Source organism: Bacillota bacterium, assembly GCA_023511485.1.
GTDB lineage: Bacteria > Actinomycetota > Aquicultoria > Aquicultorales > Aquicultoraceae > CADDYS01.
Genome location: JAIMBH010000014.1, coordinates 26,995 through 45,788, shown reverse-complemented (window position 1 = coordinate 45,788; position 18,794 = coordinate 26,995). Strand labels below are relative to the sequence as shown.

Sequence of the window (18,794 nt, the reverse complement as noted above, 5' to 3'; positions counted from 1 at the left end):
ATAAAAGACAGGGTTTATAAAAATGTAGTGTAGCCCTTTAGGGCTGCTAACAGGCAGCAGGTAGCAAGGAGCGGAGCCGAACATCTAAATAGTATCAAAATCACTGCCCTCGTTACCTACTTGCACTAGCTGAAAGCTGACAGTTAAAAGTTGACAGCTTTAATTGACCTTGGCACCTTGGAACATCAAGACCTATTTCTAACGCTTGACTCCTTTTCTTGTATAATAGTGCAAATCGATTATGTAAGCTGTGAGGTAGATAAATGGCTTTTGAGGCTAAATGTATGGCAACTGCCATTGGAAGCGTTCCGCATACAAATGTAGATGCTGCCTGCAATATAGTGCTTGGCAGCATGCGCCATATACCAATGTGGCCACAGCTTCCCAATATAAGCTTTAAAGAGAACATGTATGTGCAGTATACCGAGGGCATGCCAGGAATAGTAGTAGATGAGACCGAGCGCAGGGTGTACTTTGATACAACCCGTAACATTATCGGCGAGCTCGAGAAGCTATTCGGGCAATATATAGCAGATGATATCGACGCTCTTGCTATTGGAGAAGACTATGCGCGAGGCCTGTACAGGTTTTTGGAGTTGCTTAAAGCAAACGAATATCCGGATGCAAAGGCCTTAAAGGGCCATGTGACCGGACCAATAAGCATGGGTCTTGCAGTTGCCGATCAGAACAAGCGCCCAGGGCTTTACGACGATACTCTTCGCGAAGGTATATTAAAGACGCTTACAATGAAAGCAAAGTATCAAGTCAAGAGGTTTAAAGAACTAAGAGCCGAACTTCCCGTGCTAATTTTCATAGATGAGCCTTATCTGATGTCGTTTGGTTCTGCTTTCGTGAGCCTAAACAGAGATGAGGTTATAAGCTATCTTAATGAGCTAATCAATGCGATAGATGGCTTTACAGGGATTCACTGCTGCGGAAATACTGATTGGGGTTTGCTTACCGAGACAGGTGTTGATGTCATAAGCTTCGACGCCTACGGATATAGTGAAACCATCGCACTCTATCCTAGTGAGATAAAATCGTTTTTGGATAGGGGAGGTATTCTTGCCTGGGGAATAGTGCCCTCAGGGCTTCCAACTCCCGAGCAGGTAGCGCAAGAGACAGCTGCAGGGCTTGTAGAAAAGCTAGAGGCTGGGATGCAGCTACTTGTTGATAAAGGGATAGACAAAGAAGTTTTGGTAAACCAGGCTTTAATTACGCCGAACTGTGGAACCGGTTCGATGAAGCCTGAAAACGCTGAGCTCACCTTTACTCTTGCAAGCCAAGTATCAGCTTTGATGCGGCAGAGGTATATTACTGATTAGATATACAGGTTAGATATTACTGATTAGCCGCTTTCTTATCCTGAGAAGATTCGTTTTGCTCATTTTCTGATTCCTCATAAATGTCTACTTTAGGGCTTATATAGCGGACTTTATTTACAGTCTTTAAATTTCCGGCTGGAAATTTTCCGGTCATAAGCGCGTAAATCAGCCTGGAGAATAGTCCGATAAAAAAGCCGATCAAAAACAAAATAAAAAGAGTAGATACCTCCATAAAGATCGCTCCATAGTTTTAAATGCTATTACCTGGATGTCCTGTAAAAGACCGCCTATTAAAGGGATCACTAACTTATTATTCCTCACCGGTTAGAATTTTATTCATTGCCCGGCAATATTAAAAAATGAATAAAGTGTATAATGTTTTTACTACCACAATTTAAGATTGATAGAAGGGATATAGATGGACCAGAACAAGAATCTGATAGACTCGATTAACAGTGAAAACAATTTGACCAGGTTAAATAGGGCAATATACCATAAGTTGTTGGCTTGCCAGGTTCCAGCGATGATTGCGGCAAAGCCTGCATATAACCTTGCACAAATGTATATACAGGCCCATGATTTTGGAGTAAAGGTTAACGATCTAGTTAAGCTGGTTGAAACCACGGATATTGCAGAGAAGATCTTAGAAATGCGCGAGGCTGTAAAAAGTCTCAGGCACTTTGCCGACCAGTTTGGCCGCGGCTACTATGTACTCATGGACAAGCTAACTGCACTCACCGAGGGGCGGCTTGATATGGATGACGAAGATGTCGGCGGGGGATTAGACAGTACAGGAGAGTTTCTTGATAGTCTGGGCGGCGACGACTTGCAAAGCAATATGAGAAGTGAAATCGAGGCGCATACCCGACAGCAGTTCAGCAGCATAGTAAAGAGACTTATATCAAAAGGCTGCCCAGAAGATGTTGCAAATTATTTCACCGAGAATCTTTTTGAGCTAAAACATGAAACTGACAACATGGTTGCGCTTGTCAATCGCCTGATAACCGTAGATGGTGATTATGAAAATATGCTATTTGATGTTGAAGAAACAATAATAGAGCTATCGATTCCCTGGGTTGGTTTTAGCCCAGGTGAAACTGCACATGCACTATGGCATATAGGTGACCATGACGAGGATAACTTTTTCTTCATGGGGTTTCTGGGCTGGTCGCTCGCTGTCCTCGAAAATTTGCAAGAAAACCTCGAAAATATCTAGTAAATGTTGAACTTAAGAGCCCTGAATGGAAAATATTAGATTTGTAGTAAGAACTTCAGTTCCACGGCAGCTTCGAGTACTTGAGAAGTCTCCATTCTAAGGCTGTTGCTCTCAACCTGCGAACTATTTAGTAATAAAGTATTAACCCAGTACGTCATCCTACCGATAATTATCATTAATAAGATGGAGTTTCGTGCTACATTTGGAGTCCATTCTCGCTGTGACAATGCAATCGAGAGATTGCGACTTAGCTAGCCTGCGAGGATGGACTCCATTTTGCCTTCATTTTAGGGTAAAAACTTCTTGGGCATCATCAGAAAAACCGGGGATGATTTTTTATGGAATATATAAAGTTAGCAGAGGCCTTTCTTAAAATGGAATCGACCACTAAGCGGATAGCTTTAACCGATTACCTGTCTGAACTACTTAGGCAAACCCCGCCCGATCTTATTGGTAAGGTAGTTTATCTAATCCAGGGCAGGCTTTATCCCAATTTTGTAGGTATCGAGATAGGCATCGCAGAAAAGCTCGCCGTAAGGGCAGTATCTATTGCAACTGGACTTTCTGCCGATGATGTAATTAGGACTTTGGATCGCACGGGAGATATTGGCGATACTGCATATGAAGAATTGCAGAAAGTTCCCCGTGAAGCGAAGGAGCCTCTTACTGTTGACAGGGTCTACTCAACACTGGATAAAATTGCTAGAACCTCCGGCCCCGGTAGCACAGATACAAAAATAAGCATGCTTGCCGACCTGTTAAAGGCGGCAACCCCGCTTGAAGCCAAATATATCGTAAGGACTGTTACCGGAAAGCTAAGGCTTGGCGTTGCGGATATGACCATACTTGATGCTCTTGCTATTGTTTTCGGAGGCGGCAAAGAATCAAGAGCTGAGATTGAACGGGCCTATAATATAACATCTGATTTAGGTGCTGTTGCTGAAGCTGTTGAGAGAAGGGGTCTTGATGGCTTAAGGGATTTCAGGATAACGGTTGGCAAACCAGTGCGCCCAATGCTTGCTGAAAGATTAAAAACCCCTGAGGAGATCCTTGCCAAGATGGGCGGCCGGTGTGTTGTGGAGTTCAAATACGATGGAGAGCGCATTCAGATACACAAACGCGAGAACGAAGTGATCCTGTTCTCGCGTAGAATAGAAAATATAACCAACCAGTATCCAGATGTTGTTGAGCTTGCAAGAGAATCGGTCGATGCTGACATCGCAATACTTGAAGCGGAGATTGTGGCACTCAATCCGGAGACAGGCGAGATGCGACCATTCCAGGAGCTGATGAGACGACGGCGTAAATACGGTATTGAAGAGATGGCAAAGGAGTTTCCGGCATCGCTATTTTACTTCGACTGCCTTTATTCAAACGGGCGCGACTTGACCCAACTCCCCTTTTTAGAGCGAAGGGAAGAACTTAAGCGGATCATCAAACCTATCGATAGGGCACGGCTTGTTGAGTATGAGATGGTAGACAATGTAGGTGAACTGCAAGTATTCTTTGAGCGCGCGATTCAAGAGGGAACCGAAGGTGTGATATGTAAAGCTATCGGGCCTTATACTTTTTACCAGGCGGGCTCTCGTGGATGGCTCTGGATAAAATATAAACGCGAGTACAGAAGCGAAATGACTGATACTGTAGATTTGGTTGTAGTCGGAGCCTATTATGGGCGCGGCAAGAGGGCCGGCGTATACGGTTCACTTCTGATGGCGGCCTACGACCCGGATAGGGATATGTTCGATACGGTAACACGACTGGGGGCAGGCTTTACCGATAAAGACTTAGCCGAGCTTCCGGCAATGCTGGAGCCCTATAAAATCCCGAATTGCCATGCGAGAGTTAACGCAAAAGAGAAACCCGATGTATGGTTTGTGCCGGCGGTTGTACTTGAGGTCATAGGAGCAGAAATAACGCTGAGCCCTTTGCATACTGCGGGGCAGGATATATTCAGGCACGGCAGTGGCCTAGCTATCAGGTTCCCCCGCTTTACTGGCAAATATAGAAAAGACAAAGCCCCAGAAGATGCTACCACGGTTCAAGAGATAGTTGAGATGTATAGATCCAAGCTCCGCAAGGTTGCATAAGCATCGAATCTTGAACTGCGAATGATGAATCGATAATGTGCCCATGTCTTGAAGTGCCTCTTGAAATGCCCTTTAATCCTGCCTCTTACCCTCGTCTTACCAAAGATATATAATAAAAGCTAAGTAAAAGCTAAATAAAGGCAAATATTAATGGTTGTTCAGGAATTTACTGATAAACCTGGGAATCATAATGCCACATAGTTGTTAGGATGGGCTTGATGAAAATAAGCAGGCTAATAGGTGCGCTAATCATTGCCGTGATTTTAGCTCTGGCAATACCTGCAGCCGCATATGCAAATAGCGCATATCTTGGTGCGCCGGGATTTTCCTTAAAGTATCAGGAAAGCTCCGATATTGTGCTTGAGAAGCAGGTCATGCAGATATGGCTCCATCGTGGTTTTGCTGAGGTTGAAAGCGTTTACCAGCTGTATAATACCGGTGATGCGCAGGAATTTGCGATGGGTCTGCCAGACGAGGAAAATACCAAGGCTACAGTTATCTACGGAATCTACAATTTTAGGGCTTTTTTGGATGGCAAGGAAACAGACGTTAGAACGGTAAACGCAAATGAGCAGACGGTCGCAGGATTAAGCGGGAAAATCGTTTGGCATACCCACAATGTTTTTATTCCTAAAAATGAAAGGCGAATTGTCGTTGAAAGATATTGGATTAGGCTAGATCCCTGGAAGCGTAAGTTAACGATACCGCTTCAGCCTGGAGCGAGCTGGAAGGGAGGAATTGGCGAGGCTTCTTATGTAGTTCATTTTATGGGCGGTTTAAGTGATCGGGATATTAAATATCCTGCTACGTATGGTGATTATGCTAACAAATACGCTGTACAACCGGCAGGGTTTACTGTTAGTCAAGGCGAGCTAAAATGGAATTTCTCGAATTATAAGCCGAATCAAGACCTGGAAATCTTGATATTTGGCAGGGGCAAAAACCTGATATCAGATGTTAAAGCCTCTGGAGCATTCAATGACGATGGCAAGGAATATTTACCTAAGTTTGTTGCAGATCAGGACCCGGCTACTGCCTGGGGTATTATGAACTCCAATTTGAAGGAATGGCTAATATTTGATTTAGGGCGTAAGCGGTGGATCAGGGAGTTCAGGATTATCCCCGGTTTTGCCAGTCTTGAGAGTATGTACAAATTTTATAATCGCCCGAGTTCGGTCACATTAAGGTTTTCTGACGGCTCAAGCCAGCATTTTAGACTGCAGGACTCACTTGATATGCAGTATTTCTCAGTAAAACCGGTTGAGACGAGCTATGTAAAACTTGAGGTAGACGACGTTTATAAGGGAATTTACTCAAATGTTACCTATATAAGCGAAATCGAGTTTGGCGAGCTGCAATCGCAAACAAAATTTGAACCATCAAGATGGAAAATCGGCCTAGCTCAGGCCGATAGTATCTATACCAAACCCAGATATTCAATCGTTGATGCCATAACAGTAGCCGCTTCAGTTCTAGTTGCTGCTCTTATAATATGGCAGGTCGTAGTATCGGTTAGAGCACGTTTAAGAAGGCGCGATGTATAAAAGTGCGCATAAAAAGTAAATCTGCATTTGACCTCATGTTATTGTGATGTGCTTCTGATTAACTCCCGTTATTAACTTTTTCTGTGCATGGGAATACTTAATTAAAATAAACGAATTGGCGGTGAAGATATGGCTGATTATGAAAACGTAGTCAAAGATGTAATGGCCCGGGTTAGCGGAACAAACGTCGAGATGATTTTTGGGGAATCACGCCAGATTGGCGACAAGGTTGTAATTCCGGTTGGCAAAATATGCTATAGATGGGGAAGCGGTGGCGGAAAAGGCAGAGGCGGGCCTAAGCCGGAGGCCGAGGGCGAAGGAGAAGGATTTGGCTTGGGCATGAAGGTCAACGTGGTACCCATTGGCTTTATTACTGTTACGGCCGATAAGGTCAAATACGAACCAATAGTGGATATCGGCCCAGTCATGAAAATCGGCGGGCTCGTTTTGTCCCTTGCAGCTCTTAAGCTTTTCAAACTTATGTCTAAAGGTATGAGTAGAGGGTATTGCGGTAGTCGTAATTATAAGCAAAGGCGTAGTCAGAAGTAAAATTAATAGATTGAAAGGTGGAATTCAAATGTCGCTGCAGGGTAAAAGGGTAGCGATAATTATTGCTAACGAATTCGATGAGCGGGAATTTAGCCAGCCTTACGAGCGATTAAAACAAGAGGGAGCAGATGTAGTTGTTGTCGGAGTAGAGGCCGAGCAGATGCTTATTGGTCACCACAGACAAATGGAAGTAATGACTGATGCAAGTTTTGATGACGTATCACCGGCCGACTTTGACGCGCTTGTTATTCCGGGAGGCTATTCTCCAGACAAATTGCGACTGAGCCAAAAAGCAATAGGATTTGTGCGGGAGATGTATAACCAGGGCAAACTTATTGCTGCGGTTTGCCATGCACCGTGGCTCTTAATATCGGCCGGGATTGTTGAGGGTAAGATGATGACCTCTTGGCCTTCTGTGATGATCGATCTTAAAAACGCCGGCGCAAATGTTGTCGATAGAGAAGTGGCCATCGACGGCAATATCGTAACGTCGCGCAGTGTAACGGATCTACCGGCATTTATTCAAACAATAGTAAACATCCTTGAAGGAAAGGCAAAGATGGAAGCGGCATAAAAATAAGGTGCCGAAGTTTTGAAGTACCAAAGTAGGTCAGAGGTCTACTTTGGTCTCTCACGCATATAATCTATGATTCTCGCTGCAACAACCGGGACTACTATGGGCCTTATCCAGTCAAGTATCCTGAATTCCCGGTGCGTTACCCTTTCGCGAGACGAGCGCACCGCGGCAAATACTCCAGGCAAGATTAATGAGCTTAAGATAAACCCGCTAACTAATGCGACAGCAGTGCTCTCGAGCGGATAATTGGCGACTATCTTTCTCCAATTGGTTGCCTCCTGAAATCGCTCCTCAAGCTCCCCGGCCGCTTCAGCTATCCTTTGGCGTGTTGCTTCTATTTCTCTTCTAGTTTCGTCGGGTGACTCAGCCATTCAGCATCCTCCTTTAACGTTTCAACCGTTCTTGGCGCTAATTTCAAGTTCCTGAAGTTACGAATTCCAACGTAAACAACAATGCCTCCAATCGCTAGGAAGATTAGCGTTACAATAGCCGCAGAAATCCACGGCGTTACCGCTAGAGAGAGGAGCAGCATAAACGTAGCGCCGAGGTAGACTGCCCCAAGCAGCAGCAGGATCGCACCAACACCTATAAGAGCACCTGCAGTGGACGCTTTGCCTAAAGCTTCTAACAGCTCCTGCCGTAAAAGCCGAAACTCTTGCTGAATTAGCTCGCCGGTTTCTTGTATTATCTGACGAACCAGATTAGGCGTTGACTTTTCTTCTATCGGTTTCTTGCCCTCGGGTGGCACCGGCATAGCTCTTGCCATATCTAAAGCCTCCTAACTAAAAAACCAAGCACAAGACCTATTCCAAACGCTGCAAGAAGGGATTGGGAGGGATATTTGCGGATGCGCCCTCGCAGAATATCCAGCTGACTGTCAACAGCCTCCTTGCTTTTTCCTATTATCTCTTCAGGGAAAATCTTTGGACTCCCACCGGCAACTCTCATAATTCCTCCTTGTCTTGTCGGACTCCCAACTTTATATTCCCCAACATGAGATTGTAAATACCAATTTGAAAATAAGGAACGGCTTTTTACTTACCGCTCTACCTATTCAGTGATTTACCAAAAGCTAGCGCTTTGCATGTTGTAAATTAGCGTCTACAATTACTTACGTGACATATTTATGAAAGAAGCTATGTTTTATACGCAACGCGAAAATGGCAGAGTAAGGTGCAGACTATGCCCGCAACTATGTCTGATCGAGCCCGGAGGCACAGGTAAATGTTTCAGCCGGAAGAATTCAGGCGGCAGACTTTATGCAATGGGGTATGGACGGGCAAGTTCGGGTCACCTCGACCCAATTGAGAAGAAGCCGCTTTATCATTTCCACCCAGGATCGAGGATTTACTCAATTGGAAGTTTAGGTTGCAATCTTGCTTGTCCCTGGTGTCAAAACTGGAGTATTGCCCAACCGGTTGATAGCTTCAAGGACGCTGCCCCGGAAGATGCCATAGCTATTTATACGGATAAAATCACGCCCGATCAGGCAGTTTCAACTGCCAAGCAGTACGCACCGATGGGAAATATCGGCATTGCATATACTTATAATGAGCCGTTCACCTGGTATGAGTTTATTAGGGATACTGCTCCTCTTGTTAAGGAGGCCGGTATGTACAATGTTTTGGTTACTAATGGCTACGTTCTTAATCAGCCCTTGAGGGAATTAATTCCCTTTATAGATGCGATGAACATCGACGTAAAGGGATTTAGCGAGGCATTTTACCGCAAGCTAGGTGGGCACTTAAAGCCTGTAATGAAAACTGCAGAGTTTGCAAAACAGCACTGCCATATCGAGATAACTAATTTAATTATTCCTGGGCTTAATGACTCAAGAGAGGATATCGGCAAGCTGGTCGATTGGATTGCAAGTGCTTTGGGTAAAGATACACCGCTTCATTTCTCACGCTATTTCCCATCTTACAAATCGGCAATAAATCCTACTCCGATTGATACTCTTCTGCTCGCAAAGGAAATTGCAAAAAAGAGACTTGATTACGTTTACCTTGGTAACGTTTAATAGGAATAAGCAGCAAGATATTATATGATAAACAGTCTAAGGAAAAATATGGAAATCTTATTCAAAAAAGTTGTCGATTTTGCCTTAAGCTAACGCCTTATTACATGTATAGCTATAAAGTGAATGGTTTGCTTATCCGATGAATACTGCAGGACATTTATCGTATTGCAGATGCGCATCGTAAACTATAAGCTGCATAAAACAACTGGGAGTTATGAATGACGGAACGCCGGACTGTACTTACAACCTGTACTAGAGATTGTCCTGATACATGCGGCATAAAGGCCTTTGTTACCAACGACAGATTGGTTGGTTTAACTGGCATTAACGAGCACGAGATCACCCGGAGCTTCTTATGCAGAAAAGCTTTAAGCTATATCCAGCGAGTTTACAGTCCCGATAGGGTGCTAATGCCGCTTTGTAAAATCGATGGAGAATGGCAGCAATTGCGCTGGGATGCAGCTCTTAGGTTGATTGCAGACCGGATAGAAAAAGTTATCGAGCAATATGGCAGTACAGCCATCCTTCACTATCAGGGGTCCGGTTCGCTCGGTGCTCTTAAGATGCTTAACAAGAGGTTCTTTAATCTTTTAGGCGGGGTAACTGAGGCAAGTGGAAGTCTTTGTGGCGGAGCAGGCAGTGCCGGCCAAACCATGGATTTTGGTATTCGTGCAAGCCATGACCCACTAGACCTATTTAACTCGGAACTGATAATCCTCTGGGGTAGAAACCCCTCAGATACAAATCTTCACCTGATGCCTATTCTCAAAGAAGCCCGTGCTAACGGTGCAAGAATTGTGCTGATCGATCCGGTTAATACCGATACCGGCAGATACAGCGATATGCATATCAGGCCGAAGCCTGGCATGGATGGATATCTGGCGCTTGGCATGGCAAAAGTTATTCTGGAATCCGCCAAGGACGACGCTTATTTTATTATTAGCCATACCGAGAACTTTGAAGCCTACCGGCAGATGATTGACGGCTTTAGTATGGAGTTTTTAAGTAAACGTTCAGGTGTTTCAGCGGTAGATATAGAGATACTTGCAAACCTTTATGTTGAGAGAAAACCGGCCGCAATTGTTCTGGGATGGGGGCTACAGCGGTACCAGTGGGGTGCAGAAGTATTTCGTCTTATAGATGCTTTAGCTGCTATAACAGGAAATATTGGCATTCCTGGAGGAGGGGTCAGCCATGGTAAAGATAACTATGGCTATTTTGATGAATCGGTAAAGGGAAAAGAATTTGCAGTAAAAACGAGACAAATCCCCAAACCTCTCCTGGGCAAGGCAATAAAGGAGATGGCCGACCCTCCAATAAAGATGGCCTTTATCAATGGCGCAAATCCGATTAACCAGTCACCGGATACGGCCGCTGTAGTGGAGGCATTTAAAGGCATTGATTTTGTGGTTGTTTTTGAGCAGTTCCTAACGGATACCGCTGAAATTGCAGATCTAGTTCTTCCGGTTACGACTTTTCTTGAAGAGACCGATGTGGTGGCAAGCTATTGGCATAACTATGTTGGGGCCGTTAACCAGGTGATCGAGCCAGTTGGGATGGCCAAAACTGACCTTGAGATATACCAGGAACTTGCCGAGCTTCTGGGGTTCGGCGAGCAAATGGCAGGGTCAGCCGATTACTGGATTAAACGGATCATAAAGCCATTGGAGAGTAGGGGCATTACTCTGGATACTTTAAGAAAGGCCCATAAGCGTGTGCCGGATGCCCCAATGGTTCCCTTTAAAGATAAGGTTTTTGAAACTGCAAGCGGTAAATTTAACTTTATCACCAGCTTCTCGACGCCAACGCTAGATTCTGACGAGTTTCCTCTTATCCTCCTAACCACCCACTCGAGGCAGTGGATACATTCCCAAATACTGCCACCGGAGCATAATTTGCCTCTTAAAGCAAAGGTGCATCCTGCAACTGCTATGGCTTATGGATTGCCCAACGGGGCAGATGCCCGCATAGTCTCCCAAACAGGCGAGGCTGTGGTTGTAGTTGAGCACGATGAAAGCATAAGAGAAGACGCTATCAAAGTTGTGCAGGGACGGTGGGGCAGGTTCGGCCAATCTATAAACCACCTAGTGCCGGCACTTATGAGCTATGATGGCCAGAATGCCAGCTATTACCAAACAATGGTTAGGCTAGAAAAAATCTAGCAGCATTGCGAAAGACTCTTATGATGATACTACATTTTGCCGATATTAAATCATAAATGTGATTTATCCTGGCTAATAACTTTAGGGTGGTATAAGTTGTCAAGGCCCTTAACAGGAAGCGCGTCAAAAAGATTCTACGTGACCGTATTGGTTTTACTTGGTGCAGTATTGTTGCTTGTTGCTGCGAGCTCGTTGATAACGGCTCTGGCATATTCTACATTCCAAAAATCGCTCACGATACGGTTGTTCTTAATAGCGACGCCGTGGCTGACCTTTACTGTGGCAGCTGTGTTTGCATTTATCAGTATAAGGATGGTCCACTCAATTGCCCATATCGTTGATGATTTAAGGGCGATCGCAGGGGCTAAGGACTATAGCTATAAGGTTGATATGTCGCTGGATGATAATCTTAAAGAACTATCCAGTGAGATAAACCACCTGCTCTCTGCAATCAAGCAGAAGGAACAGCAGGTAGATTCGATGAAAATACTCCTTGAGCAAAAAGAACAAGAGGATCAGCTTTTGTGGCTTCAAATTGAGCATAACCTCTGTCTGGCAAAAGAAGAAGCAGAAAGAGATGTCTTAACAGGTCTTTACAACCGTAAGGCGGTAGAAAACAAGTTTGATACCGAAATCAAGAGGATAAGCAGGAGCGGTGGATCGCTATCAGTTCTTATGGCCGATCTTGACCATTTTAAGCGCATAAATGATACATATGGTCATCAAGTTGGCGATGACGTATTGAAGCTTTTTGCGGATATAGTTAAGAGTTCGACAAGGGCAAGCGATGTGGCGGCTCGTTACGGGGGTGAGGAGTTTATAATCCTGTTGCCGGATACATCTGCAGAGGATGCCGTGAAAGTCGCCCGCCGTCTTGGTCTGAAATTTTCACAAGCAGTGGAAAGAGAATTTGCTACCCACAAAGGCTTGAAATGCACTGTAAGTATTGGCGTTGCCGATTTTCCGAAATGCGCTAAAGAAAAAGATGTTCTTGTTGCTAATGCAGATGCTGCGTTGTTTGCGGCCAAAGAGAGAGGCCGCAACTGCGTTGTCTACTACGGAGATATCCGCAAAGCAAAGAATAGGACCGCATAAAGGAGGGCCTGTCTGGAGTTTAGGTTCCTATTTCAAAAGGCCCGTACTGCTTTGATACCTAAAGGTATCGGCCAAAAACTTATTTATGTCTTTAAATACCTGTCGGCTTATCAGTATGCTTAAATGACTATGGTTATACCTTATAATTTGTGGTTTGCCCCAAGCATCCAAAACTTTCTCAATAGAATCGCTCGGCACAATGGCATCATATGCAGCTTTTAAGATCAAGGTACGATTGGCCGGTGTGTGCGGTTTGCTTTCTTTGAGGTCCCAAGGTTCGGTCAATTCTAACATCTGCTTTTCTGTGAGACCGGTTTTCGCAATTCTATCATTGGCAGTTTTGCCAGAAGACATATAACCCATAATTTGCATTGGATTGGTTGCCGGTGTCAAAAGGACAAGATAATTAATCTTTCGCGTGGCTGAAGATACGTAGCTGGCTATCAGGCCGCCAAGGCTAATTCCAAGCAACCCTATTTTTTTGTCACCGTTTGCCGAGAGCCAATTAACAAGCGATAAAACATCCTTTACCGCTTGCTGAAGGGCCTCAAAAACAATTCTTAGGTTTGTGCTTAAGAATTGTTTGCCGCTTGCTGAGCTTTTTGTTGCCCTTTCGATATGATAGGGAAGCGTTATGGTAATGCAATTATGCCCGTTCCTGGCCAGGTTTAGTGCATGTTTTTCCAGGTAGCGATAATTTTTACTATGCATGCCATGCAAAAGTATAAATGTTGATTTCGGGTTTACATTGCTTAACTTAAAATATCTGCCGTAAACGGTGTTGTTTTTTAGCTGCGCCGTCTGGATTCTGCTTGGAAAGGCATACTCATATACGTTAAGCGAGCCCTTTCTCCCAACTTCTTTAAGGAATACCTTTGGCGTTTTTATCATTCTTTTTGGTGGGCGGGGAGGATTGTTCAGCAGATACAGGTTTTGCGCTTTAAATGCATCAGATGAGTCAAATTTTGGTGACAGTATGCTCATGATGCACCTGTCGATTATCTGGGCGGATAATTTGTTCATGCTTTGCGACTTTCTTGATAAATAACTGCTATATTAATGATATTGTTATGCATTAAGCATTGCTGCCGTGCGAGTAGCATGGCTTTGTAAAGATAGGTTGCACTCGATTTCTATTTTTACCAAATATTGCAGGGGATAGCAACCTGGTCTTCTTTAAGCGGCTCTAGCTACCTACTTTACTTACCTTTAAGTCGCAAAATTTCCGAAAAATCGGCTTAATAAATTTAAATAAAAAAGGATAATTTAAGGCTATAGTTAATTGATAGATAGCCCTATAATTAATTATCGGTACAGAGGATCTATGAAGTTGCCAAAAACTATCGAACTGATACTTTTCATATTAGCCTTGTTGGTCGCCGTTGCGAGAGTAAGCTTCGGGCTAAAAGCATATAATGTGCGAAGGCATATTTTTAGCGGTGACAAACGGTTTTTCCGTATTGGCATAATTACAAATTTTGGGTATGTTGTAGTTGCGTTGCTTCTTGGGGTATATTTCCTGCTTTTATATCTTGATAGAAATGTAACCACACCGCTTCTTGAAGCCGCTTTGCTTCTCCTTTTAGTCGTATTAATTTTTGAGGCAACCTTTAGAAAACGGACCTAATAAGTTTTATGGCCATAATATGCTGGAAAATTGAAAGTTAAAGTTGAGAAGTTTTGGAACCTATAGTTTTGCAGGTAATAAGCTAAATTTTATTTTCAAATTTTAGTCTCCAGGGTATAATACTCCCTACTGGTATCTTGCAGTAAAGCCCCAGTAAACAACGAGCTAACGCTTGACAAATCAGGATTAGTACGATACCCTAGGGGGTATAATAAATAAAGTAAACGGAGGGACGGATATGCCAAGACAAACGTTAAAAAAAGCAGAGATCGATCAAAGCAGATGCGACCGTTCGCCGGCATGCCCGGCCAGCAGGATATGCCCGACAAAAGCAATTACAAGCGAAATGCAAACGGATCCGCTAGCTGCATTCTTTGGCTTCGGTCCCAGGCCGTCATATACGGTTAATGAGGATTTATGCTTAGGTTGTGGTATTTGCACAACCAGGTGTCCTGTTGGCGCAATAAATATGCGATAGGAGGGTCAACGATGGTTGCCGAGGAGTATCTGGAGAAGATTAAAGCAATGAGCAAGGATGAGCTTCAAGAAGAACTTGAAATCCTTGAAGAAAATCTCGAGGATATACAAATCGAGAGAAGATTAATACTGGGCCAGACCGGTGTTCATGTCAACGCCAGCAAGATAGAATCCTACCGCAATTCTTTTGATCGCGAGATCTCGATAATTGAGGAGAAAATAAATCTTGTTAAAGAGGCCTTGAAAGCCTAGGGGAGGTTTTTGGGTTGGATGCTGTTACAAAGCCGATAAGGATAGACATATTTAACGATGGAAGTTCATGCGGTTTTGGGTGAGGCTCATATGGTCTGTCTCGGGCCGAGATAAGCTGGATGGTAATTGAGCCTCTTAAAGCCGATTATGGTGATGCGGTAAATATCAACTACTTTGATATCAATGGGGATGAGATCCATCCCGATATTAGGCGGTTAATCGAAACACATCACCTGCCATTTCCTTTGACGTTTTTAAATGGTGAAGCGATAAGCGCAGGCTATATATCTTATTATGACATAGTCAGAAGGCTTGACCAGATCCTTAAGAAAGAAGAACAATAAAAGCCCATAAAGCAAAAGCTCCCTCCGGGGAGCTTTTTAGTCTACCAGTTTTCAATTATCGGTTATCAGCAAATAAAAGAGATTCTGCAGCGCCCTAGCGCTGGCAACCACAAACTACAGCGCAAAAGATTACCACTCCAGCTTGTTAAATACTAGACCGGAGAGAAGTTTCGGGTAAAAGTAGGTGGACTTTTGAGGCATGATTTCCCCGTTATCTGCGATTTCTCTTACGCTGCTTATTTTGGTTGGATTCAGGAGAAACGCCATTTGATATCCGCCGCTAGCAACCAGGGATACCGCTTCTTTTTCATCGGTTGTGAACTTTATGCTGTTCTCAATATTGGTTCCACCAAAACCCAGTATACGGTTAATAATTATCTGATGAAGGATGGTTACATCGAGGAGTTTCCAGGCCCTTGACTGGTTGCCGTCAAGAATTTCAACAAGCGTGTCTTCGTCCTTGACTGTAAGCAAGTGGAAAGTGCCGTTGCCAAGGTACATACCTATGGCATGCGTGTTTTCATCCGCCGCAAGCTTGGACATAACCGCGTCGATTGATTTTAGTTGTTCAATTGTAAACACCTGCTTGAGGTTTTCGCGGAACTTATCATGATTTATCTTGGGCAAGTTTTTTAATACTCTATGGGTTGGCAAGATAGTAAGGCCTTCGCCATCCATGTTTACAAACATCATCATTGTGTAATCAAAGGGTTCTTCTCCCGATTGCTTTCCCGTAAAGAGACGCATCTCGTTTCGGTAATTGAGAGCCGTTTCGTATCTGTGGTGACCATCGGCGATAAAGAGAGGCTTGTCATGCATCAAGGCCGCGATTCTTAAAATAGCTTTCTCGTCGTTTAGAACCCACAGACGATGGTTTATCCCGTCGACTTCTATATCTATGCGCGGGGGTTTTTGTGTATGCTCTCGGAGAATGCTATCTATCTCTTGCGCTGGGTCTGAGAACAGACTGAATATCTGACTAAAATTCGCCTTACATGCTTTAAGGAGGCGCAGCCTATCGGCTTTAGGCCCTTTGAGAGTTCTCTCATGGGCCTTAATCTTGCCAGTCGAAAAATCCTCTATCTTAGCTAGTGCAATGAACCCTATTCTCTTTTTACGGCTTCCTCTTGCATTGTATTCCTGTTCGTAGATGTATAGAGCTGGCTCATAGTCCCGAACAAGCACACAATCATCAATCCACTGGTTAAATAATGAGCTTGCCCGGCTGTACTTATTGTTGGATGCTCCCTGAGGGAGAATTAGCCTTACAACATTGTACTTGTTCTTGTTTAACAGTTCCTTCTGCTCGCCTTCACTTATTACATCGTAGGGAGGGGCTACTACTTCTGCGAGGTCACCGACGATGCTTCTGTTGTAAAATAGACCTTTGAAAGCTTTAATTTCCGCCAATCTGCACCTTCTTTGAGAAAATCTAATTGCCAGATGTACATAGCTATACCAATGTCACAAATATAGCTACCCTAAATATACTAAGGAACTGGCCTGTTTTATGCAAGCGTTATTAGCAGGTTCAGCGGCCAGTTGTCAGCGCTTGGGGTAAAAGCGATGAAAATAAAAGGCAGCGGTACGGTCCGCTGCCCACTTCTTAAATTCACAGCCTCTGGCTAGTAGTCTACCAGCGCTGGGCTTTGCTAAAAGCAGCTTGCCGCTAAAAATTAGCTTGCCACCCTGTCTCTCTTGAAAGGTTTTTTGGCTGTTTCTTTAGATTTATCTTCAGCAGCTTCTTTAGGTTTATCCCCTGCTTTTTCTTTATCGCTTTCTTGATATATCTTTGGTGTGGGCATTTTTTGGTCTTTCTTGGGTACCGGCTGTATTTGGGCCGGCTTTGCTATTCCTAGTGCCAAATCAAGCCGGTCAATATAGCCCTCACCGAATTTTCCACCAACGATACTTCCTATAAAGGCAAAAGCCGTCAAGACGAATATAATCATGGATTGCGAAGCTAGCGAACTTAAAATAGGGGCTAGGACATTTACGCCAAGCTTATTTCCAAATGTTACTGCAAACGTTATTGCCAGAATAGCTGCGATTATGCTCGTAACCAGCACCATTGCTCCATTTAATGGTCCGGCTAACGCTGACATGCGTCCTGCGACATAGCCACCGATAAAGAAAATAGAAAATACTGCCAGTATAATAAGGAATCCAAAAGAGAGCATCGTAAACCGGCTAACATTATGGGTTAACGATGCCAAATCTATACCGGAGGTTATGACATAAGCAACGATAGCAGTAGCTAGCATAAGCATTAGGAACATAGCGGTAATCCATCCGACAAAAATTGCACCCAGTCGAACTTTAGATATTGCCATTATTACCTCCTTCCAGATTTTAAACGCTATTTATATACAAGCTATAGTCCGCTGGTTAACGTAGCTCAAGCAGAGTACTTATAGCCACTATTTTAGCTTGCAATATCTTGCAGCGCCCACAGCTGATGTAACGACAACTGCTATAGCCGCAGTAGATAAGGGTAATTCTACTCTAATGTTCCCGTGGGAACTTAACCTGAAACTGGATTAGGGATATTTGGTTGAAATATTTTGGTTTGGCTCCATGAGCAACGGCATCTCATGGCAAATGGATATGTAGCAACCACATACTATGCATAACCAATCATTTTCTCTTAAAGCCTTTATTTATTCTTTATAAAATTCTGCAGAGTTTCATGTCAACGGTCTGGAGGCGCGCGAATAAAATTATTTTGCAGTGGTAGAGAACGTAATAATTCAAGATCGCCTGAATACACGGGGAGAAAGCAGGTGTATTTAAGGAACCGCTTGCTGTTGCAATCTGGTGCCAAAGTGGTTCATTCTATACAGTATTAGAATACTATGCGCCAGATAGCACCACTTTTTACTGGCTGAAGCGAATCCGCCCTTTAAGCAAGTTATATAAAGCTGCCTTCCGGCTTTAGCTGAAAGGGGGTGATAAATAATCAATTTTTACGGATGGTCACGCTTATTGTAATGTAGGCTTCTTAGGGCAATTTTTGTCTTGACTAACGAGCGGAGGATAACGATGCGGGATAACCAGTGGTTGCGTGATAAGCTTGAGAAGGTTTGGTCGGAGTATTTTCCAGATGTTCCGAAATCTGACAAGGTCGTGATTCATTTTAGCAAGAGGTGCAAGACCAGACTAGGCTCCATTCGTCTGGTAAATAATAAAATTAGCGAAATAAAAATAAACGGTTTTTTGAGAGAGCCGGAGATTCCGGAATTTGTGTGCGACGCCGTAGTAGCGCATGAGTTGACTCATTACGTCCACGGTTTTGGCTCAAATAGGCCGAGGTTGTATAAATATCCGCATCGAGGCGGAATTGTTGCGAGAGAGATGATAAGAAGGGGACTTGGAGAGACCCACTATGCAGCGAAGGATTGGATAAATACAAACTGGATGGATTTCTACGACCGGAAAAAACTGGACGGCGGCTTCGAGGATTTATAGGATTTATAGTTCTAACAAGGCTGGTTTAATGGGTATCTATTATAAAAC

21 protein-coding genes are annotated in these 18,794 nt (G+C 43.8%); 14 read left to right on the top strand and 7 right to left on the bottom strand.

What is annotated here, in order from left to right:
- Positions 1-263: 263 nt before the first annotated feature.
- Positions 264-1,325 carry a hypothetical protein gene (locus K6T91_06230; GenBank protein MCL6472394.1) on the top strand — a complete coding sequence of 354 codons (1,062 nt, stop codon included), beginning with the start codon at positions 264-266 and terminating at the stop codon, positions 1,323-1,325.
- Positions 1,326-1,341: 16 nt separating this feature from the next.
- Here the strand turns inward: K6T91_06230 and K6T91_06225 are convergent, their stop codons facing one another.
- Positions 1,342-1,557, bottom strand: coding sequence for a hypothetical protein (locus K6T91_06225; protein MCL6472393.1), 216 nt, complete (start codon positions 1,555-1,557; stop codon positions 1,342-1,344).
- Positions 1,558-1,743: 186 nt separating this feature from the next.
- Here K6T91_06225 and K6T91_06220 point away from each other — a divergent pair, with 186 nt between their 5' ends.
- From K6T91_06220 to K6T91_06200, 5 genes are all read left to right on the top strand, one after another.
- Positions 1,744-2,541 (top strand): hypothetical protein, encoded by a 798-nt coding sequence (locus K6T91_06220; protein MCL6472392.1) that lies wholly within the window; start codon positions 1,744-1,746, stop codon positions 2,539-2,541.
- Positions 2,542-2,879: 338 nt separating this feature from the next.
- Positions 2,880-4,631 (top strand): ATP-dependent DNA ligase, encoded by a 1,752-nt coding sequence (locus K6T91_06215; GenBank protein MCL6472391.1) that lies wholly within the window; start codon positions 2,880-2,882, stop codon positions 4,629-4,631.
- A gap of 218 nt (positions 4,632-4,849) precedes the next feature.
- The gene (locus K6T91_06210) at positions 4,850-6,175 is read left to right on the top strand and encodes a discoidin domain-containing protein (GenBank protein MCL6472390.1); all 1,326 of its coding nucleotides are present in this window, start codon (positions 4,850-4,852) and stop codon (positions 6,173-6,175) included.
- Positions 6,176-6,304: 129 nt separating this feature from the next.
- Positions 6,305-6,724 carry a hypothetical protein gene (locus tag K6T91_06205; protein MCL6472389.1) on the top strand — a complete coding sequence of 140 codons (420 nt, stop codon included), beginning with the start codon at positions 6,305-6,307 and terminating at the stop codon, positions 6,722-6,724.
- A 28-nt stretch (positions 6,725-6,752) separates the two neighbouring features.
- Positions 6,753-7,298 carry a type 1 glutamine amidotransferase gene (locus K6T91_06200; protein MCL6472388.1) on the top strand — a complete coding sequence of 182 codons (546 nt, stop codon included), beginning with the start codon at positions 6,753-6,755 and terminating at the stop codon, positions 7,296-7,298.
- Positions 7,299-7,342: 44 nt separating this feature from the next.
- Here the strand turns inward: K6T91_06200 and K6T91_06195 are convergent, their stop codons facing one another.
- The 3 genes from K6T91_06195 to K6T91_06185 are packed head-to-tail and all read right to left on the bottom strand — an operon-like array spanning position 7,343 to position 8,249.
- Positions 7,343-7,672 (bottom strand): hypothetical protein, encoded by a 330-nt coding sequence (locus K6T91_06195; protein MCL6472387.1) that lies wholly within the window; start codon positions 7,670-7,672, stop codon positions 7,343-7,345.
- Positions 7,636-8,067, bottom strand: coding sequence for a phage holin family protein (locus tag K6T91_06190; GenBank protein MCL6472386.1), 432 nt, complete (start codon positions 8,065-8,067; stop codon positions 7,636-7,638). Before K6T91_06190 ends, K6T91_06195 begins: the two co-directional genes overlap by 37 nt.
- A 2-nt stretch (positions 8,068-8,069) precedes the next feature.
- Positions 8,070-8,249 carry a hypothetical protein gene (locus tag K6T91_06185; protein ID MCL6472385.1) on the bottom strand — a complete coding sequence of 60 codons (180 nt, stop codon included), beginning with the start codon at positions 8,247-8,249 and terminating at the stop codon, positions 8,070-8,072.
- A 178-nt stretch (positions 8,250-8,427) separates the two neighbouring features.
- Here K6T91_06185 and amrS point away from each other — a divergent pair, with 178 nt between their 5' ends.
- From amrS to K6T91_06170, 3 genes are all read left to right on the top strand, one after another.
- Positions 8,428-9,321 (top strand): AmmeMemoRadiSam system radical SAM enzyme, encoded by an 894-nt coding sequence (gene amrS / locus K6T91_06180; GenBank protein MCL6472384.1) that lies wholly within the window; start codon positions 8,428-8,430, stop codon positions 9,319-9,321.
- A gap of 218 nt (positions 9,322-9,539) precedes the next feature.
- Positions 9,540-11,483: a molybdopterin-dependent oxidoreductase gene (locus K6T91_06175; GenBank protein ID MCL6472383.1), complete on the top strand. Its 1,944-nt coding sequence runs from the start codon at positions 9,540-9,542 to the stop codon at positions 11,481-11,483.
- 96 nt (positions 11,484-11,579) lie between these two features.
- Positions 11,580-12,578, top strand: a complete 999-nt coding sequence (locus K6T91_06170; protein ID MCL6472382.1) for a GGDEF domain-containing protein — start codon at positions 11,580-11,582, stop codon at positions 12,576-12,578.
- Positions 12,579-12,605: 27 nt separating this feature from the next.
- On the opposite strand, the gene K6T91_06165 is transcribed toward K6T91_06170, so the two are convergent.
- Positions 12,606-13,562, bottom strand: coding sequence for an alpha/beta hydrolase family protein (locus tag K6T91_06165; protein MCL6472381.1), 957 nt, complete (start codon positions 13,560-13,562; stop codon positions 12,606-12,608).
- A 340-nt stretch (positions 13,563-13,902) separates the two neighbouring features.
- Here K6T91_06165 and K6T91_06160 point away from each other — a divergent pair, with 340 nt between their 5' ends.
- From K6T91_06160 to K6T91_06145, 4 genes are all read left to right on the top strand, one after another.
- Entirely contained in the window at positions 13,903-14,205 is a 303-nt protein-coding gene (locus tag K6T91_06160) for a hypothetical protein (GenBank protein ID MCL6472380.1), read from the top strand.
- 238 nt (positions 14,206-14,443) lie between these two features.
- Entirely contained in the window at positions 14,444-14,683 is a 240-nt protein-coding gene (locus K6T91_06155) for a 4Fe-4S binding protein (GenBank protein MCL6472379.1), read from the top strand.
- Positions 14,684-14,694: 11 nt separating this feature from the next.
- A complete protein-coding gene (locus tag K6T91_06150) occupies positions 14,695-14,934 on the top strand; it encodes a hypothetical protein (GenBank protein MCL6472378.1) in 240 nt (79 codons plus the stop codon).
- Between the two features lie 119 nt (positions 14,935-15,053).
- Positions 15,054-15,278, top strand: coding sequence for a hypothetical protein (locus K6T91_06145; GenBank protein MCL6472377.1), 225 nt, complete (start codon positions 15,054-15,056; stop codon positions 15,276-15,278).
- 129 nt (positions 15,279-15,407) lie between these two features.
- Here the strand turns inward: K6T91_06145 and K6T91_06140 are convergent, their stop codons facing one another.
- Positions 15,408-16,688, bottom strand: coding sequence for a DUF1015 domain-containing protein (locus K6T91_06140; protein ID MCL6472376.1), 1,281 nt, complete (start codon positions 16,686-16,688; stop codon positions 15,408-15,410).
- A gap of 266 nt (positions 16,689-16,954) precedes the next feature.
- A complete protein-coding gene (locus tag K6T91_06135; GenBank protein MCL6472375.1) occupies positions 16,955-17,611 on the bottom strand; it encodes a hypothetical protein in 657 nt (218 codons plus the stop codon).
- 709 nt (positions 17,612-18,320) lie between these two features.
- On the opposite strand from K6T91_06135, the gene K6T91_06130 reads away from it, so the two are divergent.
- Complete coding sequence (locus K6T91_06130; GenBank protein MCL6472374.1) at positions 18,321-18,746, top strand: hypothetical protein; 426 nt, start codon at positions 18,321-18,323, stop codon at positions 18,744-18,746.
- Positions 18,747-18,794 lie beyond the last annotated feature (48 nt).

Bases quoted from the DNA above. Each gene is read 5' to 3' on its own strand.
- K6T91_06230 (MCL6472394.1), top strand. From the start codon at position 264: ATGGCTTTTGAGGCTAAATGTATGGCAACTGCCATTGGAAGCGTTCCG.
- K6T91_06225 (MCL6472393.1), bottom strand. From the start codon at position 1,557: ATGGAGGTATCTACTCTTTTTATTTTGTTTTTGATCGGCTTTTTTATC.
- K6T91_06220 (MCL6472392.1), top strand. From the start codon at position 1,744: ATGGACCAGAACAAGAATCTGATAGACTCGATTAACAGTGAAAACAAT.
- K6T91_06215 (MCL6472391.1), top strand. From the start codon at position 2,880: ATGGAATATATAAAGTTAGCAGAGGCCTTTCTTAAAATGGAATCGACC.
- K6T91_06210 (MCL6472390.1), top strand. From the start codon at position 4,850: ATGAAAATAAGCAGGCTAATAGGTGCGCTAATCATTGCCGTGATTTTA.
- K6T91_06205 (MCL6472389.1), top strand. From the start codon at position 6,305: ATGGCTGATTATGAAAACGTAGTCAAAGATGTAATGGCCCGGGTTAGC.
- K6T91_06200 (MCL6472388.1), top strand. From the start codon at position 6,753: ATGTCGCTGCAGGGTAAAAGGGTAGCGATAATTATTGCTAACGAATTC.
- K6T91_06195 (MCL6472387.1), bottom strand. From the start codon at position 7,672: ATGGCTGAGTCACCCGACGAAACTAGAAGAGAAATAGAAGCAACACGC.
- K6T91_06190 (MCL6472386.1), bottom strand. From the start codon at position 8,067: ATGGCAAGAGCTATGCCGGTGCCACCCGAGGGCAAGAAACCGATAGAA.
- K6T91_06185 (MCL6472385.1), bottom strand. From the start codon at position 8,249: ATGAGAGTTGCCGGTGGGAGTCCAAAGATTTTCCCTGAAGAGATAATA.
- amrS (MCL6472384.1), top strand. From the start codon at position 8,428: ATGAAAGAAGCTATGTTTTATACGCAACGCGAAAATGGCAGAGTAAGG.
- K6T91_06175 (MCL6472383.1), top strand. From the start codon at position 9,540: ATGACGGAACGCCGGACTGTACTTACAACCTGTACTAGAGATTGTCCT.
- K6T91_06165 (MCL6472381.1), bottom strand. From the start codon at position 13,562: ATGAGCATACTGTCACCAAAATTTGACTCATCTGATGCATTTAAAGCG.
- K6T91_06160 (MCL6472380.1), top strand. From the start codon at position 13,903: ATGAAGTTGCCAAAAACTATCGAACTGATACTTTTCATATTAGCCTTG.
- K6T91_06155 (MCL6472379.1), top strand. From the start codon at position 14,444: ATGCCAAGACAAACGTTAAAAAAAGCAGAGATCGATCAAAGCAGATGC.
- K6T91_06150 (MCL6472378.1), top strand. From the start codon at position 14,695: ATGGTTGCCGAGGAGTATCTGGAGAAGATTAAAGCAATGAGCAAGGAT.
- K6T91_06145 (MCL6472377.1), top strand. From the start codon at position 15,054: ATGGTAATTGAGCCTCTTAAAGCCGATTATGGTGATGCGGTAAATATC.
- K6T91_06135 (MCL6472375.1), bottom strand. From the start codon at position 17,611: ATGGCAATATCTAAAGTTCGACTGGGTGCAATTTTTGTCGGATGGATT.
- K6T91_06130 (MCL6472374.1), top strand. From the start codon at position 18,321: ATGCGGGATAACCAGTGGTTGCGTGATAAGCTTGAGAAGGTTTGGTCG.